The sequence below is a fragment of the Bradyrhizobium sp. S3.3.6 genome, from assembly GCF_040546905.1.
Classification (GTDB): domain Bacteria; phylum Pseudomonadota; class Alphaproteobacteria; order Rhizobiales; family Xanthobacteraceae; genus Bradyrhizobium; species Bradyrhizobium cytisi.
The window spans coordinates 395,083-413,429 of sequence record NZ_JBEPOT010000002.1 but is presented as its reverse complement, the minus strand read 5'-3'; the positions used below and the strand labels follow the sequence as shown (position 1 = coordinate 413,429).

The window sequence follows — 18,347 nt, the reverse complement described above, 5'->3', positions numbered from 1 at the left end:
GGCCGCCCCGACCGCGCGATCCGCGCCCGGCGGAAACGCTTTTTGAAAGCAGACGCATGGATTCCTCGCACCCCGCACAGCAGCACGCCGAAACCCGGCTGGTCACCTCCGGCCGCGACACCAAGGCGCAGAAGGGGTTCGTCAATCCGCCGGTGTTCCACGGCTCGACCGTGCTCTATCCGACCGCCGAGGACCTGCACGCCCATCGCGGCGAGTTCACCTATGGTCGTCACGGCAGTCCGACGACCCGGGCGTTCCAGGACACGCTGATGGCGTTGGAGGGGACACAATGCGCTGGCGTCGGCATCGTGCCGTCGGGCCTGTCGGCGATCTCGACCACCCTGCTCTCGGTCTTGAAGACCGGCGACCATCTGCTGGTCTGCGACAATGTCTATCGTCCCACGCGCAATTTCTGCAACGGCATGCTCGCCCGCCTAGGCATCGAGACCACCTATTTCGATCCGCTGATCGGCGCCGGCATCGAGAAGCTGTTCAAGCCCAACACCCGCGCGGTGCTGGTCGAGGCGCCGGGCTCGCAATCGTTCGAGATGCCTGATATCCGCGCCATCGCTCAAATTGCGCATGCGCGCGACGCGCTCGTCATCGACGATAACACCTGGGCCACGCCGCTCTATCACCGCTCACTCGAGCAGGGCGTCGACATCAGCATGATGGCTGCCACCAAATATATCGGCGGCCATTCCGATATCATGTTCGGCACCATCTCGGCCAACGCCAAGACCTGGCCGCAGATCGCGGAAGGCATCCGCCTGCTCGGCGTCTGCGCCGGCCCCGACGACGTTTTCCTGGCGCTGCGCGGCCTGCGTACGCTGTCGGTCCGCCTCGCGCAGCATCACCGCTCCGGTCTCGACATGGCGCACTGGCTGGCCAGCCGGCCCGAGGTCGCGCGCGTCCTGCATCCGGGCCTCGAGACCGATCCGGGCCACGCCATCTGGAAGCGCGACTTCACCGGCGCCTCCGGCCTGTTCAGCATCGTGCTGAAGCCCGTGCCGCAGAAGGCCGTCGACACCATGCTCAACACGCTCAAGCTGTTCGGCATGGGTTTTTCGTGGGGCGGCTTCGAGAGCCTCGCGATTCCCTTCGATTGCAGCGACTACCGCACCGCCACGACGTGGGCGCCCGGTGGCCCGACGCTGCGACTCCATATCGGGCTCGAGAGCACCGACGATCTCAAGGCCGATCTCGATCGCGGCTTTGCGGCCCTCGAAGCGGCAATGTGAGCCTGCTCACAAGGCATTGCGCCTGCGGACGCGCCAAGACACGCCGCGGGAACGTGCAAGCACCGAATGCGTTAACGCCGACGCGCCAACAAGGGGTTTGATCCGCTGGCGTTTGGCGTTAGCCTGCCCCTTCGACTCCAATCCGGACACGGAGCATGGGAACGTTGGTACTGCTCGATCTGATGGGCGGCGTAGCGCTGTTGCTGTGGGGCCTCCATATGGTCCAGAGCGGCATCCTGCGCGCCTTTGGCCCCGACCTGCGACGCCTGCTCGGCAAGGCACTCGGCAACCGCTTCAGCGCGCTCGCTGCGGGCCTGGGCCTCACCGCGCTACTTCAGAGCAGCACGGCGACCGCACTCCTTACCAGCTCCTTTGCCGCCGAGGGTTTGCTCAGCCTCGTCGCCGCGCTCGCCATCATGCTGGGGGCCAATGTCGGCACGACGCTGATCGTGCAGGCGCTGTCGTTCAATATCGCGGCCGTAGCTCCCGTACTGTTCGTTCTCGGCCTCGTCGCCTTCCGCTCCGGCCCGCGCTCGCGGATCAAGGATATCGGCCGTATCGCGATCGGCCTTGGATTGATGCTGTTGTCGCTGCACATCCTGCTCGACACGCTGGCGCCGGCGGAGAACGCGCCTGGCGTGCGCGTCGTGATGTCGGCGATCACTGGCGATCCGGTTCTGTGCATCATCGTCGCCGCGCTTCTGACCTGGGCCGTGCATTCAAGCGTCGCCAGCGTGCTGCTGATCATGTCGCTGGCCTATTCGCAGTTCATCACGCCCGATGCGGGGCTGGCGCTCGTGCTCGGGGCCAATCTCGGCAGCGCCGTCAACCCCGTGTTTGAAGGCGCAAAACGCGACGATCCCGCGAGCTATCGCCTGCCGGTCGGCAATCTCGTCAATCGCATCGTCGGCATTGCGCTGGTCCTGCCGTTCCTGGGCACGATCGCCGGCCACATGCACGCCTGGCAGCCCGATCTCGCCAAGATGATTGCGGCCTTCCACATCGCCTTCAACGTCGGCACGGCCGTCATCTTCATCGGCCTGCTCGACACCATGTCGCGCCTGCTGACGAAGCTTCTGCCGGATCGCGTGCAGGAAACGGACCCGGCCCGCCCCCGCTATCTCGACGAGACGGCGCTGGAGACGCCCTCGCTCGCGCTTGCGGACGCTGCCCGCGAGACGCTGCGCATGGGCGATCTGGTCGAGGTCATGCTGCGCAAGGTGATGGCCGCGATGATGACCGGCGACCGCTCGCTGGTCGACCAGGTCTCGAAGACGGACAATGTGGTCGACAGTCTCGACGAGGCCATCAAGCTCTATGTCACCAAGCTGACCCGCGGCAGCCTCGACGAGAGCGAGGGAAGGCGCGCGATGGAGATCATCTCCTTCGCCATCAACCTCGAGCATATCGGCGATATCATCGACAAGAATTTGAGCGAGCTCGCGACCAAGAAGATCAAGCGGCGCTTCCAGTTCTCGGCTGAGGGCGCAGACGAACTCGCCGCGTTCCACAAGCGCACGATGGAGTCGTTGCGGATCGCCTTCGGCGTCTTCATGTCGGGCGATGCCAACGAGGCCCGCAAGCTGCTGGTGGAAAAGACTGCGCTGAAGAACACCGAGCTCGCCGCCGTCGAACGCCATCTCGACCGCCTGCGCGAGGGCCGCCCCGAGACCATCGAGACCACGTCGCTGCACCTGGACGTGCTGCGCGATCTGCGCCGCATCCACTCGCATATCTGCTCGGTCGCCTATCCCGTGCTGGATGCGGCCGGCGAGCCCTATCGCCGGACCGAGGCGGCGGAGACGAACGCCCTGCCCGCCTCGGGCGCCACGGCGCTGCCGCGCTAGGGCTGCGACGCGACGCGCGGCTTGACTTGCGTGATGGCGACGCCGGAGATCGCGAGCAGCCCGCCGACGATCAGCTTGGGCGTTATGCGCTCACCCAGGAACAGGACGCTCGAGATCAGCGCAAACACCGGAAGCAGCAGGCCAAACGGTGCGACGCGCCCCATCGAGCAACGCCCAATCAGCCAGAACCACAGGCTGAACCCGACAATGCCGCCGATGAAGATCGTGTAGGCGAGCGCCAGCCAGCCACGTCCATCCGCCGTGACAAGGCTCGCCAGCTGTCCATGCTCGAGGAGCAACGACATCAACATGACCTGCGGCACCGTGAGCAGCGACGCCCACCCCATCAACATCAGGGGATCAAAAGGGCCGTAGCGCTTCGTCAAGACGTTGGACACCGCGAACGCGAAGGCTGCCCCGACCACAAGCAGCAGCGGCAGTGCGTTTGCGGACAGGCCAGGCCCCGCCACCAACACGACCACGCCGACGAAAGCAAGCACCACTCCGGCGGACGTAGTTAGAGACGGCCGCTCCGCGAGCAGCGGCCAGGCCAGCAGGACGGTGAAAGGCGGCGCGAGTTGATATGCAACGGCCGACATGCTTCCCGAGCCGAGCCCAAGGCCAACATAGAAGAGCCCGAAGTTCAGTCCACCAAGGAAAAACGAAATAGCTGCGATAGGGCCGAACTGTTGCCGCGTGGGGCTTTTGACAAAGGGAACAAGCAGCAACGCGATGGCCAGAAAGCGTATCGCGAGGAAGAAGAGCGGCGGAAACTCCGTAACCCCCACCTTGATGGCCACGAACTGATAACCCCAGAGCAAGGGAACGGCCACCGCGCAGACTATCTGGATGGCAGACATGGCACCTTTCCTTTCAAGACCGATCAGTCCAAATATCGACGCGCCAATAGCGGAGACGCCCATGGGTTGTTACCTAATGAAACGGTCGAGAAGAGCGTCAACGGTGGCTTGCGACGTGTTTCGTGTCGGTGCCGTTTTGGCGACCACTCGTAGCCCCCAAAGGAAGCAGATGAGAATCCGGGCGGCGCTTGAAGGCTCAACGCCGTCTGCTAGCTTGCGCGCCGCCTTCGCACCGGAAAGTACATCCGCCACCCTGCCCTCCATCGTCTTAAAGAAGCCCGCGACGCGCCGGCCAACTTCGGCATCCTGACCCGCCAGCTCCATGGCGGTAGCCACCAGCAGGCAACCGCGCCGCCCGTTGCCCCCGCTGGTGCGCTCGACGTAACCGGCCAGGTAGGCCTTGAGGCCGTCAATCGGATCCTTGCGCGGGTCGAATTCGAACTCCATCCGCGCCAGGGCATCGGCAATGTAGCGATCGAGCGCCCGCAGGAAGAGCGAATGCTTGTCGCCAAAGGCGGCGTAGAGGCTGCCGCGCGAGAGTTTTGTAGCCCGCAGCAGGTCAGGCAGCGCCGTGCCGTGATAGCCGCGCGACCAGAACACATCCATCGCACGCTCGACTGCGGTCTCGATGTCGAAACCTCGGGGCCGCCCACGCGGCGACTGCACTGGGGATTGGTGGCGCATAGCCCATATATGAACCGATCGGTCTTGAAATAGCAAGCGCCGTTTTGGATCGGTTCCGAACAGCTTTTGGGAGGTTTGCGGCCTGGTCCCGGATCAGCGGTCCAGCGTCTTCGACGTCCGGCCGCGGTTCCTGATGATCAGCATGATGTTGCGGACATAGATGATCGTTGCCAGCGCCTGTCCGAGAATGATGACGGGTTCGCGCTTGACGACGCCGTAGACCAGCGTCATCAACCCGCCGCCCATCGAGCAGAACCAGAACGCCATCGGCACCACGCTGTTGCCGGCGCGCTCGCTCGCAATCCACTGCACCAGGAAGCGCGCGGTGAAAAACAGTTGCGCGACCAGGCCGAAGGCGAGCCAGAAATCGAACTTGGCGACGAAGACGTCGTAGAGATAGTTGTTCAGCGCCTGGCCGTATTGGATGATCATGCCTTCACCTCAGTCACTTCTGGCGCCGGCTTCTTGCGGCGGATCAGCCACCACACGCCGGCGAGATCCATGATCCCGATCCACAGCCGGTCGAAGAAGCCGTAATTGGACACTCCGGAATGGCGCGGCCGGTCGATCACGTCGACATAGGCAATGTCAAAACCTTCGCGGCGGACCAGCGCGGGCAGAAACCGATGCAGCCCGTCGAAATAGGGCATCATCAAGAACACCTCGCGCCGGAATGCCTTCAGCCCGCAACCGGTGTCGCGCGTGCCGTCCTTCAGGATGCCGTTGCGGATGCCGTTTGCTACGCGCGACTGGAATTTCTTGAAGCCGGTGTCTTTGCGCCCGACGCGCTGTCCCGCGGCAAGCCCGACATTTGCGCCGTTCTCGACCGCGGCAATCAGATCCGGCAGGAAGACGGGATTGTTCTGGCCGTCGCCATCGAGCGTCGCCACGATCGCGCCACGGGCCGCGCGCACGCCGCTGCGCACCGCCGCCGACTGGCCGCCCGATTTGGCATGACGCAACTGCCGTAGATTGTCCCGCTGCGCCATGATCGCCGCGAGCCGCTCGCCGGTCGCATCGGTCGAGCCGTCGTTGACATAGATGATCTCATAGGCCCAGCGGGCATCGAGCGCGGCCGTGATCTCCTCGATCAAGGGCGCAATGTTGTCGGCTTCGTTGCGCACGGGGACGACGATGGAAACCGAAGGCTGGGACGACGACAAATCGAAGCTCGTGGTTGGAATTGGCCTGCCTCCGGGGGGAACCGGCAGCCCCGGGAAGCAGCCGCTTTTATGGGGCGGATGCCCCGCGGGCAACCCTTTTGAGGCGCCCGGGAAGCGGTCCCGGCAGCGGCACGATGGTGCCGTCGGCCCGGATGGCAAAAGCGAGGCGGCGCGCCGCAAACCAGTAACGGACAGCCATGGCGCCGATCATGCCGACCAGCGCACCGGCCGTGACGTCGCTCGGGTGATGCGCCAGCAGCACCAGCCGCGTCAGGATGATCACGACCGCGTAGGTGAACATGAACACGCGCAGACGCGGCCATAGCGCTGAGACCGCAAAGGCGAGCGCGAACGCCGTGATTGCATGGCCTGACGGCAGGCTCGCATAGGCTCCCGTTCCCTCGAACGGGATGAAGTTGAACGGATCGGCCTTGCCGCCGACGAAGGGCCGGCCCCGACCGATTAGATATTTCAGGATCTCTCCGGCGAACACCGACAGGGCAACAGACAGAAACAAGAATTGGAGCCGCGTGCCCAAGCCCAATAGCAGTACGCGGCGGGCGCCGTGGAGCCCCGCCGCAACGAGCGCCACGACAACCAGCGCAACTCCCAGCACCGAGAGCACATACTCGTCCTGGCCGAAATCGGTGAGGATGCGGATCGGCCAGAGCGCCGGCGTGCCGCGCGCCGGCATCAGCTGGATCTCGGTCCCGTCGAACGCGACCATCAGCACGATAATCAGAGCGGCGCCCGCCGCACTGAGCCACAGCGAATGCCGCGCCAGCTTTCGCGCGGCCTCGGCGCGGCGCGAATGCGATGGCGTGCGCACGAGCTGAGCCAACGCACCGCCAAAGATCGCGAGCAATTGCGCGGGGTAGCTCGCGCGCGGCGCAATATCGGTTGAGGCCGGCATCCTACTCGGTGCCCTCGGAGCGGAAGATCGAGATCGAGATCGCGCGTCCCTGTGAGAAATTATAGCCGTCGATGCGCGCCCCAACCTTGTAGCGCAGCCCGATCGCCTCGGCGCGCTGGACGAAGCTGCGCTCCGAGCGCTGCTCGATCAGCGCAAACCGGCAGCTTCCCTGCCTGAGGAAATCGGCGGCTCCCGATCCGTCGGTCAGTAGCGTCTGGGTGCCGGTCAGAAACACGAGGCTCGGCTCATGATAGCCGGCCGACGCCGCCTTCGGCCCGACACAGGTGACGTTACGCAGCGCGCGCGCGACCTCGATGCTCGGAAATAGCGGCGTCAGCGACGGCAGCACGATGCCGTAGACCACGACCGCCAGCATCAGCGCCGCGACCAGCGCGTTGAGCACCGAGCGTTCGGCGCGGTTGCTGTCGAAGAGCCACCAGGCGAACAGGCCGAAGATCAGCGAGGCCGCGATGAACGGCCAGGCCACGAAGGCCGGCTGCCGCGTCAGCATGACGGCGCCGACGACCGCGATGATCGAGCCGCCTGCGGGGATCGCGAACCACCAGGCCGAGCCGCGCGCCAGCCAGGAGCGCGACAGCACATTCCGCTCCAGCGCGCCGGCGGTGAGGATCGCAATCGCGGGATAGAGCGGCAGCACGTAATGCGGCAGCTTGGTCAGCACCGCCTCGAACACGATCCAGGACGGGATCAGCCAGGCCAGCAGGAACTGCGCGCCGGGCTCGCGCCGCGCCCGCCACACCGCAGGCGCCGCCATCGCCGCGAGCGGCGCGCCCGGCCAGAAGGTGATCCAGAACAGCGCCAGGTACAGTCCGGGCGGCGCGCCATGGGATTCCTGCGCGCCGATCTTGCTCAGCATGTCGCCGCCGACGGAGTCGGCGAAGAAGGCATCGCCCGCGCGCCAGAAGATCGCGATGAACCAGGGCAGCACCAGCACCAGCAGCCACATCAGGCCCCAGAGCGGACGCAGCTTCCACAGCCAGGAGGAATCGCGGTCCTGGATCGCGAGTGCAACGATCGTCAGGCCCGCGAACATCAGGATCAGCGGGCCCTTGATCAGGATGCCGACGGCGAGCGCGGTCCAGAAGATCGCAGGCCAGCTCCAGGGCGGATGGGTTTCGTCCTCGGCGCGCTGCCAGGACAGATAGGCGCGTGCCATCGCGCCCATTGCGGCGACCACGCAGAACAACAGCATCGCGTCGGTCTTGGCGAGCCGCGCCTCGACGCCGAGCAGCACGGAGGAGCACATCAGAAGCCCGGCAAGGACCGCGGCGCGCCGCGTCACGAAGCCAAGCGCCGCCCAATAGGTCATCAGCACGGCGCCGATCGCCCCCAACAACGACGGCAGCCGGTAGACCCAGATCCGCAGTTCAGCCTTCGGCAGCTTTAGCGCCGTCGCGACTTCGACCGCGGCGGATTGCAACCAGTAGATGCCGACCGGCTTCTTGTAGCGCACGTCCTCCTGGAAGCGGATGTCGACATAGTCGCCGCTCTCGACCATCTGCTTGGTGGCCTGCGCAAAGCGCGCCTCATCGCGGTCGACCGGCGGAATCGTGAAGAAGCCGGGCAGGAAGAGCAGTAGCGCGCACAGCACGAGGAAGGCCACAGCGCGGGCGTGGCTGGCGGTGACAAGGTCGAGCATCAGCACGAGCCGGCTGCCCGGATTCACAGGCGTTTTCGGCTCTCGGGGCGCTCCAAAACGGGGAGTCGGATAGGTCTCGGCCATTGGTTCCGCTTACGCTGAAACCGCCATCGCCACAACCGCTTGAGCCACAGTCATTGAATTCGAATGACAACTGTGTCCGCGGCGCCAACGGCGTCGATCACGGTCAGCCGTGCAAAGCCCGGGCCGGGCGGATCGATCAGGCGCTGGCGCCGCCCGTCGATCTCGCCGAGCGCGGTACCGTTGACCATGACAGTCATCGGCAACACCCCGCCGGCGACCTTCACCGGCATGGCGGAAGCCTCGGCCCCGCCCGAGCGATCCACGTCGATCCGGGAGCCGTTGAGCGGGAACTGGATGTGGAGCGCCTGCTCGCCGCCGGGTCGGACCAGCTCCCCGACCGGACGAAACCGTTTCAGCGGCAACGGCAACTTCGCGTTGCTGGCGACCAGGGTTCCCTTGGGCGGCTTCGGCAGCGGCGTCAACGTCTTGCCGGTCCGCGCGAAGGCATCGAACAGGATGGGCGCAGCGGCGACACGGCCAATCAAGCCAGGAACCGGCGCGCCGTCGGGCCGGCCGACCCAGACGCCGATCGTCATGCGGCCGTCGAACCCGACCGACCACGCGTCGCGATAGCTATAGGAGGTGCCGGTCTTGAAGGCGATACGGTTGTGGGCGGCGTTCTCCGGCGGTGGGGTTCCGAGAAGCACGTTGCCGACCTGCCAGGCCGCGACCTGATCCAGCAGCCGAAGCGGCTCGCGCTCGTCCGTGGCCGCCATGACCTCGCGCAGCGGCTTGGTGGTGCCGAGCCGGGCGAAGCCTGCATAGAGCTGGGTGAGATCCTGCAGCGTCACGCCGACGCCGCCAAGGCCCATCGCGAGCCCCGGTGCTTCGTCTTTGGGCAAAACCAGATTGCCGCCGGCCTGCCGCAGCCGCGAGGCCAGCCGGCTCGCGCCGACGCGGTCGAGCAGCACGATCGCCGGCACGTTCAGCGACAGCTGCAGCGCCTTCTTCACCGGCACCGTGCCCTGGAACGTCATGTCGAAATTTTCCGGCGCGTAGGAGCCGAAGCGGACCGGACGGTCGTCGATCAGGCTGTCGGGGTGGACAAAACCGTCCTCGAAGGCGAGCCCGTAGATGAACGGTTTCAGCGTCGAGCCCGGCGAGCGGATGGCGCGGGTCATGTCGACCTGCCCTGCCCGGCTCTCGTCGAAATAATCGGCAGACCCCACGCGTGCGAGCACGTCGCCGCTCTCATTGTCGACCACGATGATGCCGACCGAGATGTTCGGCCCCAGCGCAATCGCGCGGTCGCGCGCCAGGGGCTCGAGCACTTTCTGGAGATTGGAATCCAGCGTCAGCTTGATGACCGGCGCATCCTTGACGGTTGTCAGCGCGCTGTCGGACGCGTGCGGCGCCAGGATCGGCATCGGCTTGCGCAGCTTTGGCACGGGCACGGCTTGGGCCTGCTTCGCGTCGTCCGCGCTGACCACATGTTCCTCGACCATGCGGTCGAGCACGCGATCGCGGGCGATGCGCGCGGCGTCCGGATAGCGGTCGAGCCGACGCGTCTCCGGCGATTGCGGCAGCGCGACCAAAAGTGCTGCTTCCGCCAGTGACAGCCGCTTCGGCTCCTTGCCGAGATAGGCGATGGAGGCGGCACGGATACCTTCGAGATTGCCGCCATAGGGTGCGAGCGCGAGGTAGAGGTTGAGAATATCGTCCTTGCTCAGCGTCCGCTCCAGCTCGATCGCGCGCACGATCTGGTGCAGTTTTGCGTAGAGCGAGCGCTGCCGCCTCGGCTCCATCAGCCGGGCGAGCTGCATCGAGATGGTCGAGCCGCCGGACACGATGTGGCCGCGCGTGGTGAGCTGCACCGCGGCGCGGCCCAGCGCCAGCGGATCGATGCCATCATGGGCGTAGAAGCGCTGATCCTCATAGGCGAACAACAGCTTGAGATAGGTTGGATCGACATTGGCTTTCGCATCGACCGGCAGCCGCCAGCGCCCGTCGGCCATGGCATAGGCGCGCAGCAGCTTTCCATTGCGGTCGACGACCGTGGTCGAGACGCGGCGCGCCTCGTCGAGCGGCAGCGGACCGAGGGAATAGACCCAGCCGACGAAGCCGATGATGGCAAGGATGAATGTGAACGCAGTTATTGAGAGGATACGAGCACCGTATCCCCGCACTCCGTCATGGCCGGGCTTGTCCCGGCCATCCACGTTCTGACTCGCGGCACCAAAGTCCGTGGATGCCCGGGACGTCCGCGCGAAGACGCGCTTCGCGCTTTTGCCCGGGCATGACGGCGGAGTTGCTGGCTCGTTCGGAGCATCAGTCATTCCAAACACTCACTTCGCCGCCCGCACCTCGACAGTGCCCGTGCCAGTGCGGCCGTAGCGCGAGGGGTTGTACATGTCCTCGACATAGGCCTGCGGCAGCACGTATTTGCCGGGCGAGACCACGCGCACGACATAGGCGACGGTGAAGACCGCCTTGGAGTCCGAGGCGCGATCCACGGCCGCCGTAAAGCGGTCGTCGCGGAACTCGGTATCTTCCGGCTCCTGGCCGTCCTCGATCCAGTCCAGGGTGCCACTGTCACCCGACGACACCAGCTTGGGATTGTCGATCTCAAGACCTGCCGGGAGATAGTCGGACACCATGATGTGGCCGTACTCGGGCTTCGCCTCCGTAATCTTCAACACCACGGCGAAGCGATCGTTCTGCTTGACCTTGCTGATATCGGCGGGCTTGCCGTCGAGCGTGAAGTAATTGCGCTCGATCTTGAAGCCGTTCGATGCAGCCGGCTCCGGCGTGACCGGAGAGCCCGACACCGAGATCACCGCCTGCACCGGCGCGTCGCCGGTATTGGTGATCTTTAGCGGCTTGCCGCTCAGCGTGTCCGCCTTGTAGCTGCGGTAGAGCGCGGTCTTGACGCTCTGGCCGTCGACCTCGATCGAGAGGTTTTCCTTGGCCAGCGCCCGCGCCGCCAGCACCAGCCACGCATTCTCCTGCGTCGAGGTGTAGGGCGTGAGCCCGCGCGCGGTTTCGACCCGCATCACGGCTTGCGTCAGCGTCGCCTTCGGCGCGTTGCCTTCGCTTGCGAGCGAGACCAGTGCTGCGGCATCGCGCAGCTGCGAGCCGTAGTCGGTGCGACCGAACTCCAGCACCGGCTTTGGCGCGAGGCTATCGAGCGCCGCGCCATAGACCCGCTCCGCACGGTTGCGATCGCCGACCAAAGCGAGCGCTGCCGCGAGCTGGGATTTGGCGATCGGCGTCGCCAGATTGTTCAGCTTGGTATCCGCGAGATAGCGGAGGTCGCCGATGGGAGCAGCGCCATTGCGGGCCAGCACATAGAGGCCGTAGGCGAGATCACGGCCACCATCCTTCTCCGGCTCATTGCCGTTGACCACCGAGTTGCGGATACGATCCAGCGCGTTCTTGAACAGGACGTCCGGCACCACAAAACCCTTTTCGCGGGCGCGGGTGAGGAAGTCCGTCACATAGGCATCGAGCCAGGCATCTTCGCCGCCCGCCGACCACAGGCCGAACGAGCCGTTGGATCCTTGACGGGCCAGGAGCCGCTCGATCGCGTCCCGGATGCGGCTATCGACTTCGGTGTCCATCGCAAGATGTGCCCCGGCCGCGAGGTCGTTGACGTAGAGCAGCGGCATGGCGCGGCTCGTGATCTGCTCCGAGCAGCCATAGGGATAGCGGTCGAGCGCCTTGAGGATCGTCGCCGCATCGAGTGCGGTCGACAGGCTCGCCGAGACCGAGACGCTGCCGGTGCCCGGCACCAGGTCGGAGAACATGTCCGATGTCAGCGTCAGGCTCTCGCCCTTCGCCAGCGTCCGGATCGAGCGCCGTGCCAGCACTTGCGTTGCCGCCTTGACGTCAAGCGCATAGTGGCGCGCGAGCGCAAGGCCGTTCGGTCCCTTGATGTCGACGTCGAGCGTCGCCTTCCCTGCCGCGGTCGCGTCGAGCGCAAGCGTGAACGAATTGCGCTGCTTGGCGGCGAGCTTGACCGTGGTTGCGGCATTGCCGGTCATCTTCACCGGACCGCCGGTCTTCACGTCGATGATGTAGTCGCCGCCCTCGCCCTCGACATTGTCGATCTCGAGATTGACCGTGCCGTGGTCGCCATTGAGCAGGAAGCGCGGCAGGGTCGTGGTCAGCACCACGGGATCGCGGATCACCACGTCCGTGTTGGCGCGACCGAGCTTGGTCGCGGTCCACGCCACCGCCATCACGCGCGCGGTGCCGGCGAACTCCGGAATATCGAAGCTCACTTCCGCACTGCCGTCGGCGCCGACGGTGACGATGCCCGAATAGAGCGCGAGCGGCTTCTGCGCGGGCGGCGAGCCCTGGAGCTCGGCAGCGCCGGCGTCGCCGCCTGACTTGATCTGGCCGCGCGTGCCCGACATGCCGTCGATCAGTTGCCCATAGAGATCGCGGATCTCCGCGCTCAGGCGGCGCTGGCCGAGATAATAATCATCCGGCGCCGGCGGCTTGTAATTGGTGAGGTTGAGAATGCCGACATCGACCGCAGCGATCACGATTTTGGCGTCCTCGCCCGGATTGAGCCCGTCGAGCTTGACCGGAATCTTCAGCATCGCGTTCGGCCGGATCAACGCCGGTGGCGTCAGCTTGACCTGGAGCGTACGCGTCTGCTTGTCGATGCCGAACCATTTCAGGCCGATGGCGCGGCCCGGCATGCGCTGGGCTGCCGCATCGAGCGGACGGCGCAGCGTCGCCACCACATAGGCGCCCGTGCCCCAGTCCTTGCCGACCGGAAGTTTTATCTGCGCGGTGCCTTCCTTGACGTCGACGGTCTGCGTCGTCAGCAGGCGATCGCCGAGCACGTTGACGGTGAGCTTGCCGGCGGAGCGGACATTGACCGAGACGGTCATGGTATCGCCGGAGGTGTATTGCGGCTTGTCGATCGAGGTCTCCAGCAGGTCCGGCGTATCGGCGCTGCCGTCGGAATACCAGCCGACGTCGAACTGCACCGAAGTCACGGAGCCGTCTGCATCGTTCGACTTCACGTCGAGCCGGTAGCGACCGGGCTTGGGCGCCAGCGTGATCCGCGTTGGCTTGTCGGCGGCAATGGTGACGTCGCCGTCGGCGACGCGCGATGTCGACTTGACCGGCTCATACTCCCAGTAATTGTTCTGGCGGTACCATTGGTAGCGCGACTCCATCTTCAGGAGCTCGTAGCGCAACCCGTCGCGGGGAAGCGTCTTGCCCTCGGGCGAGACGAACACGATGTCGAACTCGGCCTTGTCGCCTTCCGCGACGTTCTTGTCGCCAAAGAGCGGCTTGATGCCGATCAGCCCAGTCGCCGGCGCAACCGGGAGCACGAGCTTGCGCTCGACGGCGCGGCCGCCGGTCTCGACCATGCGGACGAAGATCTGCGCCTCCTGCGGACGCGTCGAGGCCGGCTGCTTCTGCAGCGTCACCGGGAACGTGGCAACGCCATTGGCATCGGCTTCCGGCAGGTTCTCCAGCGGGGTGCGCTCGTTCGACGTCGTCTGCTCGTCATCGACGCCGAACTGGTAGCCCGCATAGCCGGGGCGTTCGCTCGCGGGCGCGATCAGCATGTCGCCCTCGAGCTGAAGGCCGGATGCGGGCGCGCCATAGAGGAAATGACCGTCGGCCTTAAGCTCCACAGGAGCGTTAGCTTTGATCAGCTTGTCCTTGGCCGACAAGTCGAATTCGATCCGATCGGGGACGTAGTCCTCGACCATGAATGTGGTCTCGCCGACCGATGAGCCCTTCGGATCGGTGAAGGCGCGCACCCGCCAGGTGCCGGTCGGAACGGCCGAGTTCAGCGGCACGGCAAGCGTGCGGCCGCCGGCGCCCTGGTCGGCTAGCACGGCGCGGCGGAATTCGACGCCGTCGGGGCGCTCGATCACCAGGGTCAGCGGTCCACCATTGACGGCATTGCCCTGCCCGTCGCGCAGCAGTGCGGTGAGATAGACCGTCTCGCTGGAGCGATAGACGCCGCGCTCGGCATAGACGAAAGCGTCGGCGCCCGCGGGCACCGCGCGGCCCGCAACGCCGCGGTCGGACAGGTCGAAGGCCGAGGTCTTCAGGCTGAGGAAGGCGTAGTCGGCCTTCTCGCTTGTGACGGTCAGCATCGCCGGCGACAGGCCGCCCTCGCCGCGCGCCAGCCCCGCCTCGAACAGCACGTGGCCGCTCTCGTCGGTCTTGCGCGTCGCCAAAATCTCGTTGTTGCGGGCGACCAGCCGTACCTCGGCTTTGCCGACCGGATCGGTCGAGGCCAGCGAGTTGACGAACACGTGGATGCCGTCATTGCCGGAATAGGCCGTGACGCCGAGATCGGAGACGATGAACCATTGGGTGGCGAGCTGGTAATCGTCGTCGCTGCCCGGGCCCTTGGCCGCTGCCGTCATCACATAGACGCCGGGCTGGAGCTCACCGAGCGCCTGGTCGACCGGAAAAGCGGTGATGACGTCCTGGTTCAGCGTCGTCGCAGTCGCGAGCTCACCGGACCAGACCTTTACGCCGCGCTCGCCGCCAAGATCGCTGAGCTGGTACTTTGACAGCGTCTTCTGGAAGTCGCTGTCGACCACCGTGTTGATCAAATTGCGATCGCCGATCCGGAACACGTTGACGGTAACCGCTGGCGTGTTGACGCTGACCACGGGAATGCCGCGCTGGCCCGTGCGCGGCAGCACATAGGCGCGGCTGGTGAAGCGCACGAACGGCTTGCGGTCGCGCACATAGATGTTGAACTCGGCCGATTTCGGCAGGCCTTCCTTCACGGTCGACGGCAGGCCGGCGCGCAGATTGATGTTGTAGCGCTCGCCGTGCTTCAGCCCGTCGACGCAGAGCTGCCTGCCCTCGGCCGACAGGGCCGGCTTGTCCTGGCCGGCAAGCGCAAGGAACGGCGCGAAGTCGGTGCGCTTGGCGAGCTCTTCCGAGAACTGGAAGCAGGCACGCGGGCTCGCCGAATCCGAGTCCACGGTATAATCGAGCAGCCGGAAGCCGTGCTCGTCGCGCAGCTTCTCGTAATTGCCGCGAACATCGGCGACCTCGCGCATATCGAGCGACAGCCGCAGCGCATCCAGCGCCGGCCGCCACAGTTTGCGTTCGGAGAGCGACTTGCCGAGCACGGCGAGCGCATCCGCCTCCTCACCCGGATTGCCGGCGCGCATGTAAGCGATGTAGGCAGCGGTCGAGGCGCGCTCCAGCAGGAAGGTCTGCTCGCTCGAGCTCTTCGGCGTGATCTGGAAGATGACTTTTGCGAGCCGCAGCCAGTTGCCGGCGTCCTCAGGCGTGACGGCGGCGATCTGGCCGAGCACCGAGAGCCCGGTGCGGTAATCGGTGCGCTTGAAGGCGGCATCCGCGTCGGTGCGCAAGGTCGCCCCGGTCTTGGCGACCAGCCCCGCCTCGCTCTTGATCTGCGCCTCCAGCTTGATGGCGGAATCGGCGAGATCGTCGCGCTTGAACGCCTTGTCTGCGGCTTGCGCGGCGCAAAGCCCAAGCGCCAGCGTTGCGCAGATGGTGACGGCGCGAACCAGACCGATCATGAAGGGACTCCCGGAAATCGCGGACGAACGCCGCGGCGGTGATAAAGTGCGCGGAAAGGTGACGGACTCAAGGCGATGGAACCAAAGGTGCAAATCGTCGCATTCACCATGGCAAGTCACGCCCCAAGGCACGCCCAGAGGAGACCGATCGAAATATCGCCGCGCACGCCGTCCTGGGGCGCAGCAATATCGGACCAGTCGTCCGGCAGCCGTGTCCCGGAAGCTAGTCAGCGCCCCCGGCGATGTGATCCATCGTCCAGTACGCTGCCGCTCGACCCGGCACCCTGACACTCCGCCGTTCCGCTTTGTCGCCGCTCCCTGGAAAACGGTTCGGTTCAGGCTTGGCGAAGCACCAGATTTTTCCTATTGGCATGATATATGACGGCCAGCCCCCGAACCGGGGTGGCCCAGGACGGTCCCGTAGCTCAACTGGATAGAGCATCAGATTTCTACTCTGAGGGTTGCAGGTTCGATTCCTGCCGGGATCGCCAGCCCTGATTTTGTCGACCGGTGCCGGCGTTCGTGATCGACGCCACGGCGTGACGCCCAATTGCAATTCGCGGCCTTTCACGAACGCGTGGGTGCCCTCGCCCCGGTCTTTGAACCGTGCGGGTGCGCCCTATCTATGCGCGGCGGGCAAACTGCGCCCGACTAGGGATTGTCGATGCCGCGAACGGAATTGACGAGAATGGGGATCGCCGTTGCGGTGGCGATCGTCGCGATGTCGTTTCTGGCGCTCGACGCAATCGTGGACGTTAACTCCAGCGTGATCGCAAAGCGGATCGAGCTCGCGCAGGCGTCCATTGCCGACGTCGCGATGAGCCAACATCAGCTCGCCTCCGCCGTTCAGGCCTGCGCGCATCGAGACCAGCAGCAGCAGCCGACGGCGGTCGAGCGATTCTAACTTGGGCCCCGAATGGTCCAGCATTCCGTTTGTTCACGGTCCGACTCTGCTTCGTTCCCAAAGCACGAATCGCGACCGCAAAACGTAGTGCCGCGCATGTCTTAACGGCGCGTTTCGCAAATCCCCCCGAGCACGGGGCTTTCTCATGACTGGTGCTAAGACCCGAACCGGGTCGACTTGTCTGTCAGACGAAAATCGGCCCTTCGCTCGTCGTCGCGCCGATCGCGAGCGAGTTGATGCCACGCCAAGGCCAGTTCGATGAGGCGTTGCCGGTCGGGGCCTTCGGACGCCGCGGCGCGCTTCATTGCTGCCTCGGCTTCATGCTGAGGGTCGTACTTCGTGCACATGCGGGCAACTTTAACCGGCCGATATGGACAAGGGCGTGGCAATTTCGTCCGTATGATTGCGGTGGACGTCGCACCGCGTGCGCGCTTCCGCACGATATTACCGCGACGAATTTGAGGTGCCGACGTCCCGACGCGACTGTTGTGAGCGCCGCGCGCTGCCGCGGGGAGCGCCAGAGAAAAGTTGGGACAGTTATCGCGTGTCGCCGCAACGTTGAGGCGGGCACCGGGCCCGCCCCATTCATGCCGGATGTCGCCGTGAGCCGTTCAGTAGCAGGCTCGCGGATCGGCCTGCACATACTGACCGCTCGGATAGCGGTAATAGCAATTACCTTGTGCGAAGTAGTAGCCGGGGCGCGAAGCAGCGGTGGCACCGGCGATGGCGCCAGTCGCGCCGCCGATCACGGCACCTGCGGCCGCCCCCGAGGCGTTGCCGGAAATCAGGCCGCCAAGGACGCCGCCGACGATGGCGCCGCCGAGCGCGCTCGCGCCCGGATCTGGTGCCGGCGGCGGCGGTTCGTAGGCGACCGGCGGACCCGGCGGTGCGTAGGCCACCGGCACGTCGTCGATATAGTCTTCGGAAATGTAGGCGGGCGGGCCGTCCATCGGCTGCGGATAATAGTACCAAACGCCGCCGACATCCCACCACCAGCCCGGACGGCCGTTGTGGACCTCGTGGCGCCAGCGTCCGCCGTCCCAGGCAAGATTGCCGCGATAGGCGTGGCCGCCCCAGTCGCGCGCCGGTGCCGGACCGCGTGCCATGTAGCGACCGGGTCCCGGCGGCGGGCCACCGGCATTACGCGGCCCGGGACCATGCGGGCCTGGAGCTGCTCCCGAACCTGGGCCTGGAGCCATGTGGGCCTGGCCGCCGGGCTGAGGCGCGGGGTGCACGGCCTGTTGCGGCGGAGGACCCTTGCGCATGTTCGGATTGGCGGGGGGTGGGCTACCTGCGCCCTGCCCTGGCGGCTGGCCGGTGCCCTTCGGCGGCGCTGCGTCCTGCGCTTGCGCTGACACTGCCAGCAACGCCATGGCCGAAACTATGGGAATGATGATCTTCATGCGGCTGGACGCACTCATGCGCGCTTACCCCCCTCAACTTTCGCAATTGCCGTAGTCCACGCGCGATAGACGATTCGGATCGCGCCTGGGTGATGCCG

At 65.7% G+C, this 18,347-nt stretch carries 12 protein-coding genes and 1 tRNA gene; 4 read left to right on the top strand and 9 right to left on the bottom strand.

Features of this window, described 5'->3' with window-relative positions:
• The first annotated feature begins 56 nt into the window (after nucleotides 1-56).
• Nucleotides 57-1,241 (top strand): cystathionine beta-lyase, encoded by a 1,185-nt coding sequence (metC, locus tag ABID59_RS06600; protein WP_354082832.1) that lies wholly within the window; start codon nucleotides 57-59, stop codon nucleotides 1,239-1,241.
• Nucleotides 1,242-1,396: 155 nt separating this feature from the next.
• Complete coding sequence (locus ABID59_RS06595; protein ID WP_354082831.1) at nucleotides 1,397-3,088, top strand: Na/Pi cotransporter family protein; 1,692 nt, start codon at nucleotides 1,397-1,399, stop codon at nucleotides 3,086-3,088.
• On the opposite strand, the gene ABID59_RS06590 is transcribed toward ABID59_RS06595, so the two are convergent.
• The 8 genes from ABID59_RS06590 to ABID59_RS06555 all read right to left on the bottom strand — a co-directional run bounded on the left by ABID59_RS06590 (nucleotide 3,085) and on the right by ABID59_RS06555 (nucleotide 15,942).
• Nucleotides 3,085-3,948 (bottom strand): DMT family transporter, encoded by an 864-nt coding sequence (locus tag ABID59_RS06590; protein WP_354082830.1) that lies wholly within the window; start codon nucleotides 3,946-3,948, stop codon nucleotides 3,085-3,087. The two genes, ABID59_RS06595 and ABID59_RS06590, sit on opposite strands and share 4 nt — an antisense overlap.
• A gap of 69 nt (nucleotides 3,949-4,017) precedes the next feature.
• Nucleotides 4,018-4,554, bottom strand: a complete 537-nt coding sequence (locus ABID59_RS06585; RefSeq protein ID WP_354082829.1) for a TetR/AcrR family transcriptional regulator — start codon at nucleotides 4,552-4,554, stop codon at nucleotides 4,018-4,020.
• 171 nt (nucleotides 4,555-4,725) lie between these two features.
• Complete coding sequence (locus tag ABID59_RS06580) at nucleotides 4,726-5,064, bottom strand: lipid-A-disaccharide synthase N-terminal domain-containing protein (RefSeq protein ID WP_148753928.1); 339 nt, start codon at nucleotides 5,062-5,064, stop codon at nucleotides 4,726-4,728.
• Nucleotides 5,061-5,795, bottom strand: coding sequence for a glycosyltransferase family 2 protein (locus ABID59_RS06575; protein ID WP_354082828.1), 735 nt, complete (start codon nucleotides 5,793-5,795; stop codon nucleotides 5,061-5,063). Before ABID59_RS06575 ends, ABID59_RS06580 begins: the two co-directional genes overlap by 4 nt.
• Before the next feature lie 67 nt (nucleotides 5,796-5,862).
• A complete protein-coding gene (locus ABID59_RS06570) occupies nucleotides 5,863-6,708 on the bottom strand; it encodes a phosphatase PAP2 family protein (RefSeq protein WP_354082827.1) in 846 nt (281 codons plus the stop codon).
• A gap of 1 nt (nucleotide 6,709) precedes the next feature.
• Nucleotides 6,710-8,452 (bottom strand): ArnT family glycosyltransferase, encoded by a 1,743-nt coding sequence (locus tag ABID59_RS06565; protein ID WP_354082826.1) that lies wholly within the window; start codon nucleotides 8,450-8,452, stop codon nucleotides 6,710-6,712.
• Between the two features lie 50 nt (nucleotides 8,453-8,502).
• On the bottom strand, nucleotides 8,503-10,611 hold the full coding sequence (gene pbpC / locus ABID59_RS06560; protein ID WP_354082825.1) for a penicillin-binding protein 1C: 2,109 nt from the start codon (nucleotides 10,609-10,611) through the stop codon (nucleotides 8,503-8,505).
• Between the two features lie 126 nt (nucleotides 10,612-10,737).
• Nucleotides 10,738-15,942, bottom strand: a complete 5,205-nt coding sequence (locus ABID59_RS06555; protein WP_354082824.1) for an alpha-2-macroglobulin family protein — start codon at nucleotides 15,940-15,942, stop codon at nucleotides 10,738-10,740.
• 414 nt (nucleotides 15,943-16,356) lie between these two features.
• Between ABID59_RS06555 and ABID59_RS06550 the strand changes: the two genes are divergently transcribed.
• Nucleotides 16,357-16,433, top strand: a tRNA-Arg gene (locus tag ABID59_RS06550).
• 197 nt (nucleotides 16,434-16,630) lie between these two features.
• A complete protein-coding gene (locus ABID59_RS06545) occupies nucleotides 16,631-16,846 on the top strand; it encodes a hypothetical protein (RefSeq protein WP_354082823.1) in 216 nt (71 codons plus the stop codon).
• Between the two features lie 611 nt (nucleotides 16,847-17,457).
• Here ABID59_RS06545 and ABID59_RS06540 read toward each other — a convergent pair.
• Nucleotides 17,458-18,267, bottom strand: a complete 810-nt coding sequence (locus tag ABID59_RS06540) for a hypothetical protein (protein WP_354082822.1) — start codon at nucleotides 18,265-18,267, stop codon at nucleotides 17,458-17,460.
• Nucleotides 18,268-18,347: the final 80 nt, after the last annotated feature.

Bases quoted from the DNA above. Each gene is read 5' to 3' on its own strand.
- ABID59_RS06580 (WP_148753928.1), bottom strand. From the start codon at position 5,064: ATGATCATCCAATACGGCCAGGCGCTGAACAACTATCTCTACGACGTC.
- ABID59_RS06595 (WP_354082831.1), top strand. From the start codon at position 1,397: ATGGGAACGTTGGTACTGCTCGATCTGATGGGCGGCGTAGCGCTGTTG.
- ABID59_RS06565 (WP_354082826.1), bottom strand. From the start codon at position 8,452: ATGGCCGAGACCTATCCGACTCCCCGTTTTGGAGCGCCCCGAGAGCCG.
- ABID59_RS06585 (WP_354082829.1), bottom strand. From the start codon at position 4,554: ATGGATGTGTTCTGGTCGCGCGGCTATCACGGCACGGCGCTGCCTGAC.
- metC (WP_354082832.1), top strand. From the start codon at position 57: ATGGATTCCTCGCACCCCGCACAGCAGCACGCCGAAACCCGGCTGGTC.
- ABID59_RS06590 (WP_354082830.1), bottom strand. From the start codon at position 3,948: ATGTCTGCCATCCAGATAGTCTGCGCGGTGGCCGTTCCCTTGCTCTGG.
- ABID59_RS06570 (WP_354082827.1), bottom strand. From the start codon at position 6,708: ATGCCGGCCTCAACCGATATTGCGCCGCGCGCGAGCTACCCCGCGCAA.
- ABID59_RS06540 (WP_354082822.1), bottom strand. From the start codon at position 18,267: ATGAGTGCGTCCAGCCGCATGAAGATCATCATTCCCATAGTTTCGGCC.
- ABID59_RS06545 (WP_354082823.1), top strand. From the start codon at position 16,631: ATGGGGATCGCCGTTGCGGTGGCGATCGTCGCGATGTCGTTTCTGGCG.
- ABID59_RS06555 (WP_354082824.1), bottom strand. From the start codon at position 15,942: ATGATCGGTCTGGTTCGCGCCGTCACCATCTGCGCAACGCTGGCGCTT.